This is a genomic window from Thermotoga sp. SG1 (assembly GCF_002865985.1).
GTDB lineage: Bacteria > Thermotogota > Thermotogae > Thermotogales > Thermotogaceae > Thermotoga.
Genome location: NZ_LNDD01000005.1, coordinates 120,512 through 137,038 on the forward strand (window position 1 = coordinate 120,512; position 16,527 = coordinate 137,038).

Genomic DNA, 16,527 nt, shown 5'->3' on the forward strand with positions numbered 1-16,527 from the left:
GCTGTTATGGTAAAATTCTACGAGGGGAGAGAATCCCCTCGTAGATTTTGTTATGGGAGGTGTTTGCATGATCGAAGTAGGTGACCTGAAAAAGGGCATGTTCATCATCTACGATGGTGAGATATACAGGGTACTCGAGGCAAGCAAACACTTCATGGGAAGAGGAAGTGGACTTGTTAGAACAAAACTTAAGAATGTGAAAACAGGTCTTGTGAGGGAAGTGAACTTCCCGAGTGGTGAAAAGGTACCCGAAGCAGAACTTTCCTTCAGAAAAGCCCAGTATCTTTACAGAGATGGAGACCACTATTATTTCATGACCCTGGACGATTACGAACAGCACGCTCTCAGCGAAGAAGAAATCGGGGATGCCAAGTACTATCTGGTTGAAAACATGGAAGTAGACCTTGTTTTCCACGAGGGTGTTCCTATAGGTGTTGAACTTCCCACCACCGTTGAATTGACCGTTGTGGAAACAGAGCCTTCTTTCAAAGGTGACACCGTCTCCGGTGGCGGAAAACCAGCCGTGCTTGAGACAGGACTGAAGATCACCGTTCCTTACTTCATAGAAACTGGTGATAAAATAAAGGTTGACACAAGAACAGGTGAGTACGTGGGAAGAGCATAAAAAAGGGGGGATTGGCATGGCAGAGGAATACAAGAACATCGAAATATCCGATGGAGTGATAAAAGAGATCGCGATCAGAAGCATTGGAGAGTTTCTCGGAGACGTTGGTTCCAGAGTGATGAAGAAAATCAGAAAGAGTCTGGATGTCACAAGGAACCCAGATGACAGCCTCGTCATCGAGTTCAAAATCGATGTCCCTTACGGTGAACCCATTCCTGAATACGTTTCCAAACTCACCGAGAAAGTGAAACACGATATCGAGATGATGACCTCCATGAGAGTGGAATCCATCAACGTAACGGTGGAGAACGTTTTCGAGAAGGAAGAAGAGATAGAAGAACCCGAGGAGGGTGAAGAGAACCAAGAATGAACATTCAAGAAAGGAGATCCAGACATGAAAACACCGAGGCGAAGAATGAGGCTTGCTGTCTTCAAAGCTCTTTTTCAACATGAATTCAGGAAAGATGAGGATCTTGAGCAGATACTCGAGGAAATACTGGACGACAGTTACGATGAAAAGGCAAAAAAAGATGCAAGACGCTATATTCGGAACATTAAAGCACACCTTCAAACGATAGACGATCTCATCTCCAGGTACCTTGAGCGCTGGACGATAGATCGTCTCTCTGCTGTTGACAGAAACATCCTGAGGCTTGGAACCTATGAACTCCTTTACGAGAAAGACATCCCCATAGAGGTTACGATCAATGAAGCCATAGAGATAGCCAAAAGATATGGTACTGAAAACAGCGGAAAATTCGTAAACGGCATACTGGATAGAATTGCAAAAGAGAACGCTCCAAAGGAAAAATTCGATTTGTGAAGGTGATAAAGTTGATTCCGATAAAAAAGATCGCAGAGAACGTGGGGATAGGCGAAAACCACCTGTTTCCTTATGGCCGATACATTGCAAAGGTAGACCACAGGCTTCTGAAAGAACTCGAGGGTAGGAAAAACGGAAAACTGATTCTTGTGACGGCGATCACACCAACACCCGCAGGTGAAGGAAAAACCACCACCAGTATAGGACTCTCTATGGCATTGAACAGAATTGGAAGCAAATCTTTTGTGACGCTCCGTGAGCCTTCACTGGGACCCACCCTCGGTCTGAAGGGAGGAGCAACTGGGGGAGGAAGAGCAAAGGTCGTTCCCTCCACTGAAATAAACCTGCATTTCACCGGAGACATGCACGCTGTAGCAAGTGCTCACAATTTGCTGTCTGCTGTTCTAGATTCTCATATAAAACACGGGAACGAACTTAGAATAGATCAAACGAAGATCTTCTGGAAACGAACTATGGACATGAACGATCGCTCTCTCAGAAAGATCGTGATAGGCCTTGGCGGTTCGGCAAATGGCATCCCAAGAGAAGATGGTTTCATCATAACCGCAGCCTCCGAGGTAATGGCAATACTCAGCCTGTCTACAGATTTGAAAGACCTGAAGGATCGCCTTGGAAGAATCGTTGTTGCACTCGATTCAAAGGGAAAACCAGTGAGAGCCTCCGATCTTGGTGTTCAGGGTGCGATGACCGCTCTTCTGAAAGATGCTATCAATCCAAATCTTGTTCAGACAACAGAAGGAACCCCCGCCTTCGTTCATGGAGGACCCTTTGCCAACATTGCCCACGGGACTAACTCCGTTATTGCAACGAAGCTAGCTTTGAAACTCAGTGATTATGTGGTGGCCGAAGCGGGCTTCGGTGCAGACCTTGGAGCAGAAAAATTCATTGATTTTGTTTCCCGAGTTGGAGGTTTCTATCCAGGTGCTGTTGTTCTTGTGGCAACAGTTCGAGCGTTGAAGTATCACGGTGGCAGTGAGATTGACAATCTTCATGAAGAAGATCTGGAGGCGTTGAAACAAGGATTCGAAAATCTGAAGGTTCATGCGGAAAACCTGAAAAAATTTGGCCTTCCTGTTGTAGTGGCTTTGAACAGGTTCGAAACCGACACAGAAAAAGAGATCTCCTTTGTGATAAATGAATGTGAAAAACTCGGAGTCAGCGCGGTGGTCAGTGAGGTTTTCACAAAGGGAAGCGAAGGAGGAGTGGAGCTTGCAAAAGCAGTGACCGAAATCATCAAAGATCCGTCTCCTTTCTTTCTCTACGATTGGGAAGATCCGATTGAAAAGAAAGTGGAGATCCTCGCAAGGGAGATCTACAGGGCAAAGGATGTTGAGTACACAGACGAGGCCCGAAAGGCTTTGAAGTTCATAAAAAAGAACAGTTTTGATCATCTTCCCGTGATCGTGGCCAAAACCCCAAAGTCTCTCTCCCACGATCCAAAGCTCCGGGGAGCACCTGAAGGTTACACCTTCGTTGTTCGGGACGCTTACGTTTCGGCAGGAGCAGGTTTTGTTGTTGTTCTAGCAGGAGACATAAATCTCATGCCTGGTCTTCCGAAAAACCCCAACGCCCTGAACATGGACGTGGATGAAAACGGCAACATCATGGGAGTCTCTTGAAGGGGGATCGACCGTGTGGATAGACTGTAAATCCATAGCGAAGTCCATTGAAGAAGACGTCAAAAAGAGAGTGGATCTGCTTTCTTTCACTCCGAAACTTGTCAGTGTGGTGGGAACGGATGATCTTTCTACCGCTTCATATCTCAGATCTCAGAAAAGAAAGGCAGAGAAACTGGGAATAGATTTTGAAACAATCAAAACGTCTCCTGGAGATTTTCTTTCCACCCTGGAGAAACTCGCTGAAGACGAGAATGTGAACGGTGTCTTCGTTGCAAGACCCCTGCCAGAGGGACTGGATGAAAAACGGGTGTTCTCTGCCGTACCCGTCGAAAAGGATGTTGAAGGTGTCAATCCTGAAAACCTAGGATTTTTGCTCTATGGAGAGGAGACCTTCCCACCGTGTACCGCAGAGGCCGTTGTGAAAGTTCTGGAGAGTGTCACTGAGATTTCTGGAAAGAAAGTTACGATCGTTGGAAGAAGCGTTACTGTGGGAAAACCTCTTGCGATTATGCTTCTGAAGAAGGGAAGAGACGCCACTGTCACTGTTTGCCATTCCAGGACGCAAAATCTTGGGGAAATCACAAGGGCCAGTGATATCGTTGTCGTTGCCGTTGGAAAGGCCCATTTCCTGAAAAAAGACATGGTGAAGAACAATGCTATCGTGATAGATGTTGGGATCAACTACGTGGATGGAAAATGGTGCGGAGATGTGGACCCTGCCGTCGAGGAGATAGCACAGGTTACACCTGTTCCCGGTGGTGTGGGGCAGATCACAACCGCCCTTTTGTTTGAACATGTGGTGAGAGCGGCGGAGCGTCAGAAAGTATGAGAGAGATCGTCTACACCGTCACGGAGATAAGCGAGTATATAAAAAAGCTGCTCGAAGAGGATCCTTATCTCGTCAACGTGAGTGTATACGGAGAAGTCACCAATGTGCGCCCTAGAAAGGGCCACATTTTTTTCTCGCTGGTCGATGAAAACGCAAAACTGGACTGTGTCCTGTTCGGTGGGGACAACATGGGAATCCGCCTCCAGGAAGGCAGGATGGCTCTCGTCGATGGCAGTATAAGTGTTTACACACCACACGGAACGTACAGGTTCGTCTGCTCGAACATAAGGTACCTTGACCATATCGGAACTTACCAGATGAAGTTCGAAACGACCTTAAAAAAGCTCCTCGAGGAAGGTCTTCTGTATCGTCCCAAAAGACCACTTCCCAGATTTCCAAAGAGAATCGGTGTCATCACCTCCAGGAGTTCTGCAGCGTTTCAAGATGTGATAAGAACGGCAAAGGAGCGAAAATCCCCCGTTGAGATATACCTGTTTCACACCTCCGTTCAGGGAGATTCTGCGAAGAAAGAGTTGATAGAAGCCTTGAGGAAGGCAAACAAGTACGATCTGGATCTTGTCCTGATAGTCAGAGGAGGTGGATCCAGGGAAGATCTGTGGGTGTTCAACGAAGAGGAAGTGGTGCGAGAAATTCTGAAGATGAAACATCCTGTCGTGACGGGAATAGGACACGAGATAGATCGTGTCATAGCGGATTTTGCGGCAGATGTATCCATGCACACACCAACAGGAGCAGCCGAATACGTCCTTCCTGATTTCAGAGACGTTCATGAAGAGCTGAAAAATCTCTATGAGAGAATGAAAGATACCGTTCTGGAGAAGATAACGCGTGAGGAAGAAAGACTGAACAGACTATTTCATTACATCAAGGCAGCAGCAAAAAGAAAGTATGAAATAAACAAACTGACAGCCGTCAGGGTCAAAGAACTGGCGGGGAAACTCAGGAGTTTGGTGTTGAACTCTGTGAGAAGAAAACATGAAAGGGTGGAACATCTCTTCAGAGTACTTGAGAGTCTGAAACCAACAAGATTTCTTGACAAAGGATTTGTTCTGGTGAAAAAGGAAGGCAAAATCGTGAAAGAGGCCGCATCTTTGAATTCAGGAGACATCGTGTTTCTTATTTTCAGAGATGGTGAAAAGAAGGCGAGGGTGATCTAGGTGGACTTCGAAGAGATGATGAAAGAACTGGAAGAAATCGTCAACAGACTCGAAAACGAAGACCTGTCTCTTGAAGAGTCCATTGAACTCTTTCAAAGAGGTGTGGAACTCTACAAAAAATGCAGGGAGATCCTTCAGAAAAAGCAGTTGAAAATCATCGATGTTTTGAAAGAACTGGAAGGTGATGAAGATGATACTGGACGAAATCAAGAAAATGAGTCATGAAGAACTGAAAAGGCTCGCTGATGAGATAAGACAAAAAATCATAGAGGTGGTTCTGAAGAACGGGGGGCACCTTGCTTCCAATCTGGGAACGGTGGAACTCACACTCGCCCTCTACCGTGTCTTCGATCCCAGAGAAGACGCTGTGATCTGGGACACGGGGCATCAAACGTACACCCACAAAATATTGACGGGACGAGACGAGCAGTTTCACACCATAAGAACTTTCGGTGGCCTGAGTGGTTTCGTCACAAGAAGAGAGTCGCCACTGGACTGGTTCGGTACAGGACATGCGGGTACCTCCATAGCGGCCGCCCTCGGTTTTGAAAAGGCCTTCGAATTTCTCAAAGAGAAAAGGCACGTGATCGTTGTAATAGGAGACGGTGCTCTCACATCGGGTATGGCGCTTGAGGCGCTGAACCAGATCAAAAATCTCAACTCGAAAATCAAGATAATCCTCAACGACAACGGAATGTCCATCTCACAGAACGTGGGAGGACTTGCATATCACCTTTCCAGACTCAGAACAAATCCCATATACCTGAAAGGAAAAAAAGCACTGAAGAAGGTCCTCGAAAAAACTGAGATAGGCTTTGAACTGGAGGAAGAGATGAGATACCTGAGGGATGGATTAAAAGGAATAATACAGGGAACCAACTTCTTTGAAGCGCTCGGTCTGAAGTACTTCGGACCGTTCGATGGTCACAACATAGAACTCCTTGAAAAGGTCTTGAAGAGGGTAAAAGAATACGATTATCCGACGGTTGTTCACGTTGTGACAAGAAAAGGCAGAGGATTCAAAGCAGCAGAAGAGGATCCCACAACGTACCACAGTGCCTCACCTGTTGGAAAACCAAAAAGGCTATCCTACAGTGAGCTTCTGGGGTACACCCTCTCAAAGATTGCAGAGTTCGATGAAAGGATCGTTGCCATAACAGCGGCCATGGCGGATGGGACAGGACTTTCCATTTTTCAGAAAAACCACCCCGAACGCTTCTTCGATCTGGGAATCACGGAGCAGTCGTGTGTTACTTTTGGTGCGGCGCTGGGACTTCAAGGGATGAAACCGGTCGTTGCAATCTACTCCACGTTTCTTCAGAGGGCCTTCGATCAGGTTGTTCACGATGTGGCCCTTCAGAACGCTCCGGTTCTTTTTGCGATAGATCGCTCCGGAGTTGTTGGGGAAGATGGGCCCACACACCATGGTCTCTTCGATATCAACTATCTTCTCCCGATTCCGAACGTGAAAATAGTATCTCCATCTTCTCCTCAAGAGTTCGTGAACGTTTTGTACACCGTTTTGACCAATCTTGATGGTCCTGTTGTTGTTCGCTATCCAAAGGAATCCTTCGAGGCAGATCTCAACTCACTCTTTGAGAACATGAGAGAGATAGACCTTGGCTGGAAGGTGGTCAGAGAAGGAAAAGACGCAGCGGTGATCGTCACCGGGCCCCTTCTAAAAGAAGTACTCAGGATTCCTCTGGATGTTACAGTGATAAACGCCCTCACCGTGAAACCTCTGGATACACGGGTTCTGAGAGAGGTTGCACAAAATCACAGGCTCATATTCACCGTCGAAGAAGCCATGAAGATAGGAGGATTTGGCTCCTACGTTGCTCAAAAACTCTGGGAGATGGGCTGGAAGGGACGTGTGGTGAACATCGGGGTGAACGATCATTTCGTAACCCACGGAAGCAGAAAGGAACTCCTTGAGATGCTAGGACTTGATTCAAAAGGGCTTTCAAAAACTATGCTAACATATATTAAGGTTAGAAGCGAGGAGGGGAAAGCATGAAAATCATGCTTGAACATGGGGAACTCGAAATAACGGTGGAGGCATTGAAGAAAATCGTTTATCTTGCAACGGTTGAAAGTTACGGGACGGTTGGAATCGGAGAATCGCGTTCATTCTTTGAGAGGATCTTTGGAGGGGACAAGGGCATCAAGATCGAAGAACTCGAAGACTCTTCTCTGAACGTCGACGTGTACATAGAAGTTGAGTACGGGGTGAACATCAAAGAGGTTGCCAGGAACATTGCCGATAACGTAGCTCACAAACTCAAGACACTGGCTGGCTGTGAGAATCTGAACATAACCGTTCATGTGGTAGGCATCAAATGAAACGGAGGTAGAGATCTTGAAAAAGATCACCGGAAGGTTTTTGAAAATCATCATAAAGAAAGCAACTGAAAACCTTCTCAGACACAAAGATGAAATCAACGCCCTGAACGTTTTCCCTGTTCCGGATGGGGACACGGGCTCCAATATGTGTTCGACGATGCTGGAGGCATGCAAGTACATAGACAATATCAAAAGTGATGACCTTCCAGAAGTGTGGAAGGCAATCAAAGAAGGAGCCCTGATGGGGGCACGTGGAAACTCCGGTGTCATACTTTCTCAGATATTGAGAGGACTGGCAGACGCTTCTCCAGAGAGCTACATCACCCCAGGAGATTTCATCAAGATGATATCGAACGCAAGGAAAGTCGCGTACAGTGCCGTTATGAGACCCGTTGAAGGTACTATGCTGACGGTGGTGAAGGAACTCGATGAGAAACTGAAGGGACGTTCCTTTGAAACGTTCGAAGAGTTGTTCGACCAGATCGTGGAGATGATAAAGGATACGGTGAACAGAACTCCAAGCATGCTTTCCAAACTCAGGGAAGCTGGAGTTGTGGATGCAGGAGCAAAAGGGTTATACTACCTGTTTGAAGGAATGAGGGATGCGATCAAAGGAGATATAGAAGTGAACCTCGAGCAGGTGGAACAGGCCTCAGTGGAAGATCTCAAGAGAATGGCCTTGGAAGAGATAACGAACCAATACTGTACGGAGGTGGCCGTTCGAAGAAAGCGTGTTTTCGAAAAGTCAGAACTGGAATCCTTCCTGAACGAGATAGGAGACTCCGTTGTTCTTGTAGAGCAGGACGATATCTTCAGACTGCACGTTCACACGAATCATCCGGGTCAGGTGCTTGAAAAGGTGCTGGATTTCGGTGAAATAATAAAGGTGAAAGTGGACAACATGAAACTCCAGCACGAACACATCATATCCGCCCAGGTCGGAAAGGAAATAGGTGTGGTTGCCGTCTCTCCCGGGAAGGGGATTTCAGAGATCCTGAAAAGCCTGGGCGTGGACGAGATAGTTCCTGGCGGTCAGACGATGAATCCCAGTTTTGCCGATCTTAAGACAGCGGTGGATAAGACACACGCGAAGGTGGTCTTTCTCTTTCCAAACAACGCCAACGTTCTTCTCACGGCAAAACAGGTGGCAGAAGCGGTGGACGATAAAAGGGTTATCGTCGTTCAAACGTCACACGTTCAAGAATGTGTTGCCGCGATGGTGGAATACGACCCAGACGAGGATCCTGAAGAACTCAAAAAAAGGTTCGAAGAGGCGATCAACCAGTGTGTTCCTATTTCCATCACAAGGGCAGTCAGAGACTCCAGATACGGAAAAAGGCGTATAAGAAAAGGTGAGTACCTCGTCTTTGTGAGAAAAGAGCTTTTAGCGCACGGATTCAACCTCGTGAAGGCACTGAAGGACGTTCTGGAAAAGGAGGACGCAAGAGAAAAAGAGATTCTCACTGTTTTTCTTGGTGACAATTATCGAAAAGTAGAACTCGAAAAGATACAGAATCTCATAGGAGAGGAATTCCCGAACCTCGATCTTGAAATCCACGAGGGTGGACAACCCCATTATCCGTTTTTGATGCTTTTGCAATGAGGGGTGAAAACATAAAGGCAATCGTCTATCTTCCGCTCGATCCGGATAAAGCAAAGCAAAACAATCTTCCGGTGAAACTTCCCGTTCTTGCAGAAGATCTTCCCAGAATAGTGGAAGAAGACCGTATTCCTCTCGATGTTGTCCTGAGAGGGCTTGAGGCACAGTACGAAGTATCAAAGGATGAGTATTACAGGTCCTACTACGTGTTCTTCCTCTACGAAAAATTCAAGGAGCTTCTTCGCGAGCAAAGGTTCGACGAGGCAGAAAAGATCCTGGAAAAAGCAAGGGAAGTTCAATACGATTATCGCTACCACTTTTACAAAGGACTCCTTCTCAAGCACAGAGGAAATCTTGGCGAAGCCGAGGTTGAAATGAGAATAGCAACATCCATGAAGGAAGACTTCGCACCGGCTTACTTTGAACTCGCGAACATACTGAAAGAAAAGGGTGAAATAGAGGACAGTCTTCGCTTCTACGAAAAGGCCCATGAAATCAACAGAGAGTTTCTTCTTCCACTTCTGAAGAAAGGAGACCTTCTTCTCGAAGAAGGAAGATTCGAAGAAGCCCTTGAAGAGTACAGAAGAATCCTCGAAAAGGATCCGAACTTCACAGAAGTGTACGAAAGACTCGGGGTCATCTACAATCAGCTTCAGCGTTTCAAGGAGGCAGAAAAATTCTTCAGAAAAGCGCTGGAAGCAGAGCAAAAGGATCATGTAGAGTTCAACCTCTCCTACACCTTGGTAAAACTCGGCAGGTTGTTCGAGGCACTGGGCATTCTGAAAAGACTCTACGAGAAGGCACCCGACGATCCCATGCTGGCAAACGAGTACGGGCTTCTTCTCAAAACACTCGGCCTGTACGAAGAAGCCCTCGAAGTGTTTGAAGAGGCTTACAGCAGGCACAGAGACGAAGAAATCTTGAAATACAACTACGCTACGATTCTTCTTCACTTCGATAGGGAAAAGGCTATCTCTGTCTTGTCGGAGATCACAGGAGAACTCAAAGAAAGGGCAGAACACATGATCGCTCTTGCAGAGAGCAAGGTGAAAATACCAACCTTTGAAGAATTCGAATGGTTGAAAGATTACTTCGATGAAGATGGCATCATCGATGTGGTCTCCCTGGCGGAGGATCTGGTCTCTTCAAACGAAGAAGTCCAGGAGAGGATCGATACACTCAGAAAAGGGCAGTTTCCCTTTTACGATACGACGATCGACACATCAGAAATGATCGAAACCATGATGGGTATCATCTTCGTGTCACCTGACATATTCAAAATGGAGGAAAATGTCGTGAAGTTCACTTCGGCTTTCTCTGGCAGTTCCATCATGATCGCTTCGGGTCTTGTTCTGGTTCGAATCGTGCAGCATCTTCTGGTGTTCGAAGATTTGCTCATGGATGATCTTTTGAGAGAACTTGTGGCAGAAACTCAGGATATAAACTGGCGATTTGCTTTGAGAATAGCCAGATTCAGGCACGCAGACAAATTCGATTTCGAGAGGCTCTCCGATCTCGTGGTGGCACTTCTGCAATCTCTGGAGCAGGGTATTCCCGTTGCCGACGATGACAGACTGAAATACGTGATGGAAAAACTACACATAAAGGAGGGATGACGATGCTTGATAAACAGGAGTTCGTCTCAAAACTTGTAACGACAAACGATACGAAGATAGTCCTGCTTGTGATGGACGGCCTTGGAGACATTCCAGTGAACGGCAAGACTCCCCTTCAGGCAGCCAGCACACCAAATCTTGACAGCTTGGCAAAAGAGAGCGACCTTGGCCAGACCGTTCCCGTTCTTCCCGGCATCACTCCTGGAAGCGGTCCTGGACACCTTTCTCTTTTTGGATACAACCCCATAAAGTATCAGATAGGAAGAGGCATTCTTGAGGCGCTGGGTATAGGTGTTGAAGTTGGTGAAAAAGATGTTGTTGCCAGAGCGAACTTTGCAACCTGGGACGGGAACGTGGTGCTCGACAGAAGGGCAGGAAGGCCTGCCACGGAAGAATCCGCGAAGGTGGTTCAGCTTCTTTCAGAAAAGATCAAGAAGATCGAGGACGTAGAGATCACGTTCTATCCCGGTAAAGAACACAGGTTCGTGGTGAAGTTCACCGGTGAAGGTCTTGGTGACAGGGTAACGGACGCAGATCCCCAGAAAGAAGGGCATCCGATGGTCTGGGCAGAAGGACTGGATGAACCTTCGAAGAAGACGGCAAGGATCGCCAACGAACTGATCAAGAAGATAGCAGAGGTTCTGAAAGACAACCCGAAGATAAACTTTGCCCTCATCAGAGGATTTTCCAAATATCCTGATCTTCCCAAATTCCCGGAGATCTACAAGTTGAGGGCTGGAGCCATCGCAACCTATCCGATGTACAGGGGTCTTGCGAAACTTGTGGGAATGGAGATAATTGAAACAGGACAGACCGTCGAAGATGAAATCAACACTCTGAAAGAAAAATGGAACGATTTCGATTTCTTCTACGTCCACGTGAAGAAAACGGACTCTTACGGCGAAGACGGAAAGTTCGATGAAAAGGTGAAGGTGATAGAGGAAGTTGACAGGGTGATACCGGAGATCCTGACACTGAAACCAGATGTTCTTGTGATCACAGGAGATCATTCCACACCCGTTCCACTGAAGGCCCACAGTTGGCATCCCGTTCCTCTTCTCATCTGGTCCAGATACACAAGAAGAGGCTTGTCTCAGGCCTTCAACGAATTCGAGTGCGCAAGAGGTACCCTTGGAACGATACATGCCAGCGACGTCATGACACTCGCTCTTGCGCACGCTGGAAGGCTGGAAAAGTTCGGAGCATGATATTGGTCTTCTTTTCTCTGTGTCTGGGGGCGCTTCTGGGCGCCCTCTTTCGTTTTCCCTGGTATGTGTTCTTTCCCGCTACAGTTCTACTCTGGAGAAAAAACAAAGGGGTTTCCATTGCTGTGTTCTTCATCCTTTCTGGTGCTTTTCTGTATTCACTTGGAACACTTTCACCTGGAAATTACGAACTTGTAGGACTTGCGGAAGGATCCCGTGTGACACATGTGAAGGTGTTTCAGGGAGAGTGGAAAAAAGTCCACTCTATCAGAATGAGAACCTCCAAAGATGGGTACATCTACGCGATAGGACATTACGATGGCAGCATCTTTTATCCATCCTACTTGAGAGATCTGGAGAAACCCTCTCCGAGGAGGTTGAGAGAGCAATTTTCAAAAGAAGTGAAAGGAACAGCCTTTTCTCTTCTCTTTGGAGAGAAAGATAACGCCGTGTACAGAAGTGGACTTGGTCATTTTTTTGCTGTCTCGGGTCTTCATGTGGGAATTGCCTTTTCCCTGTACACAACGCTTATTTCCCTTTTCACATGGAGAAGAACGTATCAGGAATTTGTGGCTCTCCTTCTTCTGATTCCATACGTGCTTTCCGTGAACACCCCCTCTGTTTTGAGAGCCTATCTGACCATACTGCTCTGGAAAATTCTCAGGACGCTTGGTTTCAAAACAACTCCCTCTTATATAACGGCAACGGTGGGGTCTTTGATGATCGTTTTTGACCCCACCGTTCTTTTCACTTCCTCTTTTCTTTTGTCCTTTTTTGTGACACTGAGTATCCTGAACTCAAAGAACATTTTTGAACTCGTCGTGAAAGCCTACCTTTCTTCTCTTCCATTTCTCTGTCTTTTCTTCGGAGAAACGAACATTTCGGCACTTCTTTTCTCCATTCCGATGTCTTTTGCCGTGATACCTGTTACATGGGTTTCTCATCTTTCCTTCCTTCTTTTTCTGCTGGGGCTGAAGGCTTCATCGATGGTGGCAGCAGACGTGGCAAACATCATATCTTTTCCTGTGGATGTACTCATAAAACTTTCGAACATGATGCCCGTCATTCCTCTTCCGAAGTTTCTGTTCTTTATCCTGATTCCGGTTCCTTTGATTCTTCTCTTTGACATTCGGGGCATAATCCGTAGAACTTCAGATCGTGCCATTTTATGACGTACCCCGTCTTTTCTGAAATGTCCGACACGATCTTTTTGACCTGCTCTGAGTTGATCTCGACTATTTTTCCACATCTCTGACAGATCACATGCTGATGCGATTCACGTGTGCTTCGATCTATGAGTTCATATCTGTACAGTCCTTCTCCGAAGTTTAACTTTCTCAAGAACCCAAGTTCGACCAGAAGTTCCACCGCTCTGTAAACTGTGGCTTTGCTTATCCTGACGTTTCTGTTCAAAAGTTCCCGATAGACTTCATCCACACCCAGATGCCTTCCTTTGGACTCGAGAAAGATCTTGAGGATCATTTCCCTCTGAGCGGTGATTCTGTATTTCCTTTTTTTCAATTCATTTCTCAGTTCTTCGTACATTGAGGCACCTCCTTTTCTGCTTCATAGGTTCATAATGGGTTTGATATCTATCTTCCATCCTGTGAGTTTTGCTGCGAGTCTGGCGTTTTGACCACCTTTTCCTATGGCAAGAGAGAGCTGCGTTGGCGGTACAAGTACACGCGCTGCTCTGTTTTCTTTGTCGAGGATCTCCACTTCTATGACGGTGGCAGGAGCTAGGGCGTTCGCTATGAGCTGCTTTGGATCGTCTGACCATTTCAATACGTCCAGTTTTTCGCCTTTGAGTTCTCTGAGTATGGCTGCGATCCTGGAGCCACCCTCACCTATGCACGCACCTATCGGATCGACATTTGGATTGTTGGATATCACGGCAACTTTCGTTCTCACACCAGGTTCTCTGGCGATGGCTTTTATTTCCACGATGCCATTTTCTATCTCCGGAATTTCCAGTTTCATGAGTCCGATGACGAACTCAGGCATCCTTCTGCTTACGAGAATCTTTGGGCCTTTTGTCGTTTTCACCACGTCGATGATATAGACCTTCACCAGGTCTCCCGGCTTTATTTCCTCACCGGGGATCCATTCTTTCCTTGGAAGCCTGGTTTCCAGTTTTCCAATTCGGATGTCTGCCCAATCGCTCGTGACCCTTATCACTTCAGCAGTTGTAACCGTTCCTTTGAGTTCTGAGTACTTTTCGAACTGTTTTTCCTTCTCCAGTTCTCTGATCCTCTGAATGAGCACCTGTTTTGCGGTTTGGGCTGCGATCCTTCCAAAGTTTCTAACATCAAGTTCTTTTCTGATGATCGAACCTATCTCCACTGTTGGGTCGAGTTTCTTTGCCTCTTCCAGAGATATCTGAGTGGTCGGGTCTTCCACGTTTTCCACCACTTCGAGTAACTGATACACCTTTATGTTTCCGGTGTTTCGGTCTATCACTACTTCGACATTTTTTGAACTTCCAAAATTCTTCCTGTAGGCGCTCACCAGGGCCTTTTCCAGAATGGGAATAACCTCTTCTTTGGATATTCCTTTCTCCTCCTCAAGCTGATCCAGAGCCTCGAGTAAGCCTATATTCATGGGAACACCTCCTTAAAATTCTATTTCCAGATTTGCCTTCCTCACATCTTCGATGTTTATCTCGTGTTTCCCCCTTTCATCGGAGATGGTTATTATTCCATCAACGAAGGATTCGATTCTTCCTATGAACGTTTTTCCATCTTTTGTGATGATTTTCGCAAGTTTCCCGGTGAATCTCTGATAATCTTTCGGACCCCTCAAGGGTCTGTCGAGTCCAGGAGAAGACACTTCAAGAGTGTACGAATGCTCTATAAGATCTTCTCTATCCAGAAACCTCTCCAGTTCTCTGGAAAATAGTTCGCAGTCTCTCACGCTCACGTATCCCACCGGGTTGTCTATCACGACCCTGAGAACCCAACCTCTGCTTTCTCTTCTGTACTGTATGTCGAAGATTTCCAGTCCTTGCTTTTCAGCAATTTTTTCCGCTTCTTTTCTAACCTTTTCTACAATCATCTCCTCGAACATACTATCACCCACCCCCTAGTGAACGAAAAACCGGGACACAAAGTCCCGGCCTTTCTCTGGCGGAGAGGGTGGGATTTGAACCCACGGGTGGCTTTTGGCCACCACACGCTCTCCAGGCGTGCGCCTTAGACCCCTCGGCCACCTCTCCTCTCCGTACCAAAAAAGTATTATACACTTGTTTTTTCAATAGTTCAAGAGGAGCGTGTTTGTTTTCTTAATTTCATGTGGAAGATTGTATCAAAAGAGGAAGTATTGAAACTTTCTGTATCCGCAGGATGTATGGTACCTTCCAGGGATTTCCATAATTCAAAGGAAGTATTGAAAATCAATCTCTCGTGCTCTTCAGGGGGAGGGCAAATCGTTTCCATACCTCTAAGGAAGTATTGAAACTTTCCACGCAAACGACACAAAGAAAGAGGGAAGAAGCGTTTCCATACCTCTAAGGAAGTATTGAAACAAAAGAGGGGTAACACCGTTTCACTAAAGCCTACGAGTTTCCATACCTCTAAGGAAGTATTGAAACAAAGAGGAGGGTGATGAGGATGATAAGAGTGATTGGGTTTCCATACCTCTAAGGAAGTATTGAAACTATATCGGGCAGGTGTTTGGTGTGACTCTGGATCAGTGTTTCCATACCTCTAAGGAAGTATTGAAACTGAGTCGAAAGGAATCTTCAAGGATTCCACTCAAGCATGGGGTTTCCATACCTCTAAGGAAGTATTGAAACTTGAGTATGATCGAATCATTCGAACCGAATACCCTGAAGTTTCCATACCTCTAAGGAAGTATTGAAACACAAGAAAATTCTAAAAGAGGGGAAGACTTCTATTTGTTTCCATACCTCTAAGGAAGTATTGAAACGGTGGCTAGAAGAAGCAGATATCGTTTTTCATCGTACCGATGTTTCCATACCTCTAAGGAAGTATTGAAACCGAAGAAGACGCTTTCGAGTGGTGGTTGATAACTTAGTTTCCATACCTCTAAGGAAGTATTGAAACTTACAACGGTTGAAAACACCTGTTTGGAATGGAGCATGTTTCCATACCTCTAAGGAAGTATTGAAACGAAGAAGAGATTCATAAACTCTGTAATCCAGAAGGGTTTCCATACCTCTAAGGAAGTATTGAAACTCGAAAGCGGATATGGCGACTTCTGTTATTATCTTATGTTTCCATACCTCTAAGGAAGTATTGAAACTCTCGAACGAAAAGACGCTGTAGTTTATTCTCGCTCAGTTTCCATACCTCTAAGGAAGTATTGAAACAACTCTTCCAAGAACCCTCGTGCATTTTCGAGGATGTTTCCATACCTCTAAGGAAGTATTGAAACTTGGGAAGGCGGAGTATTGTGGGGGCTCCGGGAGAAGTTTCCATACCTCTAAGGAAGTATTGAAACCTTCAGTCACAGTATATCCACTTGCATCAGGTAGTTTCCATACCTCTAAGGAAGTATTGAAACTAAAATCATTGAATTAATAACGGAAGGACTCACAAGTTTCCATACCTCTAAGGAAGTATTGAAACTATACTCTCGAGGGGCAGATCCGGAAGATGTTATGTGTTTCCATACCTCTAAGGAAGTATTGAAACGCATACACGGAAA

16 protein-coding genes, 1 tRNA gene and 1 CRISPR repeat array (1 of these 18 running past the window's edge) are annotated in these 16,527 nt (G+C 46.0%); of the genes, 13 read left to right on the forward strand and 4 right to left on the reverse strand.

The genetic code is table 11. The features are described 5' to 3' along the window. Window positions 1–67: 67 nt before the first annotated feature. The 13 genes from efp to AS006_RS08255 are packed head-to-tail and all read left to right on the forward strand — an operon-like array spanning window position 68 to window position 13,031. On the forward strand, window positions 68–625 hold the full coding sequence (gene efp / locus AS006_RS08195) for an elongation factor P (protein ID WP_015919446.1): 558 nt from the start codon (window positions 68–70) through the stop codon (window positions 623–625). Window positions 626–641: 16 nt separating this feature from the next. Beyond that, complete coding sequence (locus tag AS006_RS08200; protein ID WP_101513871.1) at window positions 642–995, forward strand: Asp23/Gls24 family envelope stress response protein; 354 nt, start codon at window positions 642–644, stop codon at window positions 993–995. 24 nt (window positions 996–1,019) lie between these two features. Next, window positions 1,020–1,448 carry a transcription antitermination factor NusB gene (nusB, locus tag AS006_RS08205; RefSeq protein WP_101513872.1) on the forward strand — a complete coding sequence of 143 codons (429 nt, stop codon included), beginning with the start codon at window positions 1,020–1,022 and terminating at the stop codon, window positions 1,446–1,448. A gap of 11 nt (window positions 1,449–1,459) precedes the next feature. Beyond that, window positions 1,460–3,088 carry a formate--tetrahydrofolate ligase gene (locus AS006_RS08210; protein WP_233185702.1) on the forward strand — a complete coding sequence of 543 codons (1,629 nt, stop codon included), beginning with the start codon at window positions 1,460–1,462 and terminating at the stop codon, window positions 3,086–3,088. A 13-nt stretch (window positions 3,089–3,101) separates the two neighbouring features. Further along, on the forward strand, window positions 3,102–3,917 hold the full coding sequence (locus AS006_RS08215; protein ID WP_101513874.1) for a bifunctional 5,10-methylenetetrahydrofolate dehydrogenase/5,10-methenyltetrahydrofolate cyclohydrolase: 816 nt from the start codon (window positions 3,102–3,104) through the stop codon (window positions 3,915–3,917). Continuing rightward, window positions 3,914–5,095, forward strand: a complete 1,182-nt coding sequence (gene xseA / locus AS006_RS08220; RefSeq protein ID WP_101513875.1) for an exodeoxyribonuclease VII large subunit — start codon at window positions 3,914–3,916, stop codon at window positions 5,093–5,095. Before AS006_RS08215 ends, xseA begins: the two co-directional genes overlap by 4 nt. Beyond that, window positions 5,096–5,320 (forward strand): exodeoxyribonuclease VII small subunit, encoded by a 225-nt coding sequence (locus AS006_RS08225; protein WP_199167540.1) that lies wholly within the window; start codon window positions 5,096–5,098, stop codon window positions 5,318–5,320. It abuts the gene before it with no gap. Further along, window positions 5,286–7,112 (forward strand): 1-deoxy-D-xylulose-5-phosphate synthase, encoded by a 1,827-nt coding sequence (gene dxs / locus AS006_RS08230; protein WP_101513876.1) that lies wholly within the window; start codon window positions 5,286–5,288, stop codon window positions 7,110–7,112. Before AS006_RS08225 ends, dxs begins: the two co-directional genes overlap by 35 nt. Beyond that, window positions 7,109–7,438 carry an Asp23/Gls24 family envelope stress response protein gene (locus AS006_RS08235; protein WP_015919454.1) on the forward strand — a complete coding sequence of 110 codons (330 nt, stop codon included), beginning with the start codon at window positions 7,109–7,111 and terminating at the stop codon, window positions 7,436–7,438. The genes dxs and AS006_RS08235 overlap by 4 nt, the downstream gene beginning before the upstream one ends. A 16-nt stretch (window positions 7,439–7,454) precedes the next feature. Next, window positions 7,455–9,041: a DAK2 domain-containing protein gene (locus AS006_RS08240; protein WP_199167542.1), complete on the forward strand. Its 1,587-nt coding sequence runs from the start codon at window positions 7,455–7,457 to the stop codon at window positions 9,039–9,041. Beyond that, window positions 9,038–10,654 (forward strand): tetratricopeptide repeat protein, encoded by a 1,617-nt coding sequence (locus tag AS006_RS08245; RefSeq protein WP_101513877.1) that lies wholly within the window; start codon window positions 9,038–9,040, stop codon window positions 10,652–10,654. Before AS006_RS08240 ends, AS006_RS08245 begins: the two co-directional genes overlap by 4 nt. 2 nt (window positions 10,655–10,656) lie before the next feature. Further along, window positions 10,657–11,862 carry a 2,3-bisphosphoglycerate-independent phosphoglycerate mutase gene (locus tag AS006_RS08250; RefSeq protein WP_101513878.1) on the forward strand — a complete coding sequence of 402 codons (1,206 nt, stop codon included), beginning with the start codon at window positions 10,657–10,659 and terminating at the stop codon, window positions 11,860–11,862. Beyond that, window positions 11,859–13,031 carry a ComEC/Rec2 family competence protein gene (locus AS006_RS08255; RefSeq protein ID WP_101513879.1) on the forward strand — a complete coding sequence of 391 codons (1,173 nt, stop codon included), beginning with the start codon at window positions 11,859–11,861 and terminating at the stop codon, window positions 13,029–13,031. Before AS006_RS08250 ends, AS006_RS08255 begins: the two co-directional genes overlap by 4 nt. Here AS006_RS08255 and AS006_RS08260 read toward each other — a convergent pair. From AS006_RS08260 to AS006_RS08275, 4 genes are all read right to left on the reverse strand, one after another. Continuing rightward, window positions 12,949–13,404 carry a Fur family transcriptional regulator gene (locus AS006_RS08260; RefSeq protein ID WP_101513880.1) on the reverse strand — a complete coding sequence of 152 codons (456 nt, stop codon included), beginning with the start codon at window positions 13,402–13,404 and terminating at the stop codon, window positions 12,949–12,951. The genes AS006_RS08255 and AS006_RS08260 overlap by 83 nt on opposite strands. Before the next feature lie 21 nt (window positions 13,405–13,425). Beyond that, complete coding sequence (gene nusA / locus AS006_RS08265; RefSeq protein ID WP_101513881.1) at window positions 13,426–14,460, reverse strand: transcription termination factor NusA; 1,035 nt, start codon at window positions 14,458–14,460, stop codon at window positions 13,426–13,428. Window positions 14,461–14,472: 12 nt separating this feature from the next. Beyond that, the gene (gene rimP, locus AS006_RS08270) at window positions 14,473–14,925 is read right to left on the reverse strand and encodes a ribosome maturation factor RimP (RefSeq protein ID WP_101513882.1); all 453 of its coding nucleotides are present in this window, start codon (window positions 14,923–14,925) and stop codon (window positions 14,473–14,475) included. A gap of 57 nt (window positions 14,926–14,982) precedes the next feature. Continuing rightward, window positions 14,983–15,073 (reverse strand) — tRNA-Ser (locus AS006_RS08275). Between the two features lie 81 nt (window positions 15,074–15,154). After that, window positions 15,155–16,527: a CRISPR direct-repeat array (repeat unit 30 nt; unit sequence GTTTCCATACCTCTAAGGAAGTATTGAAAC); it runs 517 nt beyond the window's last position.

Excerpts from the sequence above, each read along its gene's own strand:
- AS006_RS08255 (WP_101513879.1), top strand. The coding sequence starts at position 11,859 with ATGATATTGGTCTTCTTTTCTCTGTGTCTGGGGGCGCTTCTGGGCGCC.
- AS006_RS08260 (WP_101513880.1), bottom strand. The coding sequence starts at position 13,404 with ATGTACGAAGAACTGAGAAATGAATTGAAAAAAAGGAAATACAGAATC.
- AS006_RS08245 (WP_101513877.1), top strand. The coding sequence starts at position 9,038 with ATGAGGGGTGAAAACATAAAGGCAATCGTCTATCTTCCGCTCGATCCG.
- rimP (WP_101513882.1), bottom strand. The coding sequence starts at position 14,925 with ATGTTCGAGGAGATGATTGTAGAAAAGGTTAGAAAAGAAGCGGAAAAA.
- AS006_RS08200 (WP_101513871.1), top strand. The coding sequence starts at position 642 with ATGGCAGAGGAATACAAGAACATCGAAATATCCGATGGAGTGATAAAA.
- dxs (WP_101513876.1), top strand. The coding sequence starts at position 5,286 with ATGATACTGGACGAAATCAAGAAAATGAGTCATGAAGAACTGAAAAGG.
- AS006_RS08235 (WP_015919454.1), top strand. The coding sequence starts at position 7,109 with ATGAAAATCATGCTTGAACATGGGGAACTCGAAATAACGGTGGAGGCA.
- AS006_RS08250 (WP_101513878.1), top strand. The coding sequence starts at position 10,657 with ATGCTTGATAAACAGGAGTTCGTCTCAAAACTTGTAACGACAAACGAT.
- xseA (WP_101513875.1), top strand. The coding sequence starts at position 3,914 with ATGAGAGAGATCGTCTACACCGTCACGGAGATAAGCGAGTATATAAAA.
- nusB (WP_101513872.1), top strand. The coding sequence starts at position 1,020 with ATGAAAACACCGAGGCGAAGAATGAGGCTTGCTGTCTTCAAAGCTCTT.
- nusA (WP_101513881.1), bottom strand. The coding sequence starts at position 14,460 with ATGAATATAGGCTTACTCGAGGCTCTGGATCAGCTTGAGGAGGAGAAA.
- efp (WP_015919446.1), top strand. The coding sequence starts at position 68 with ATGATCGAAGTAGGTGACCTGAAAAAGGGCATGTTCATCATCTACGAT.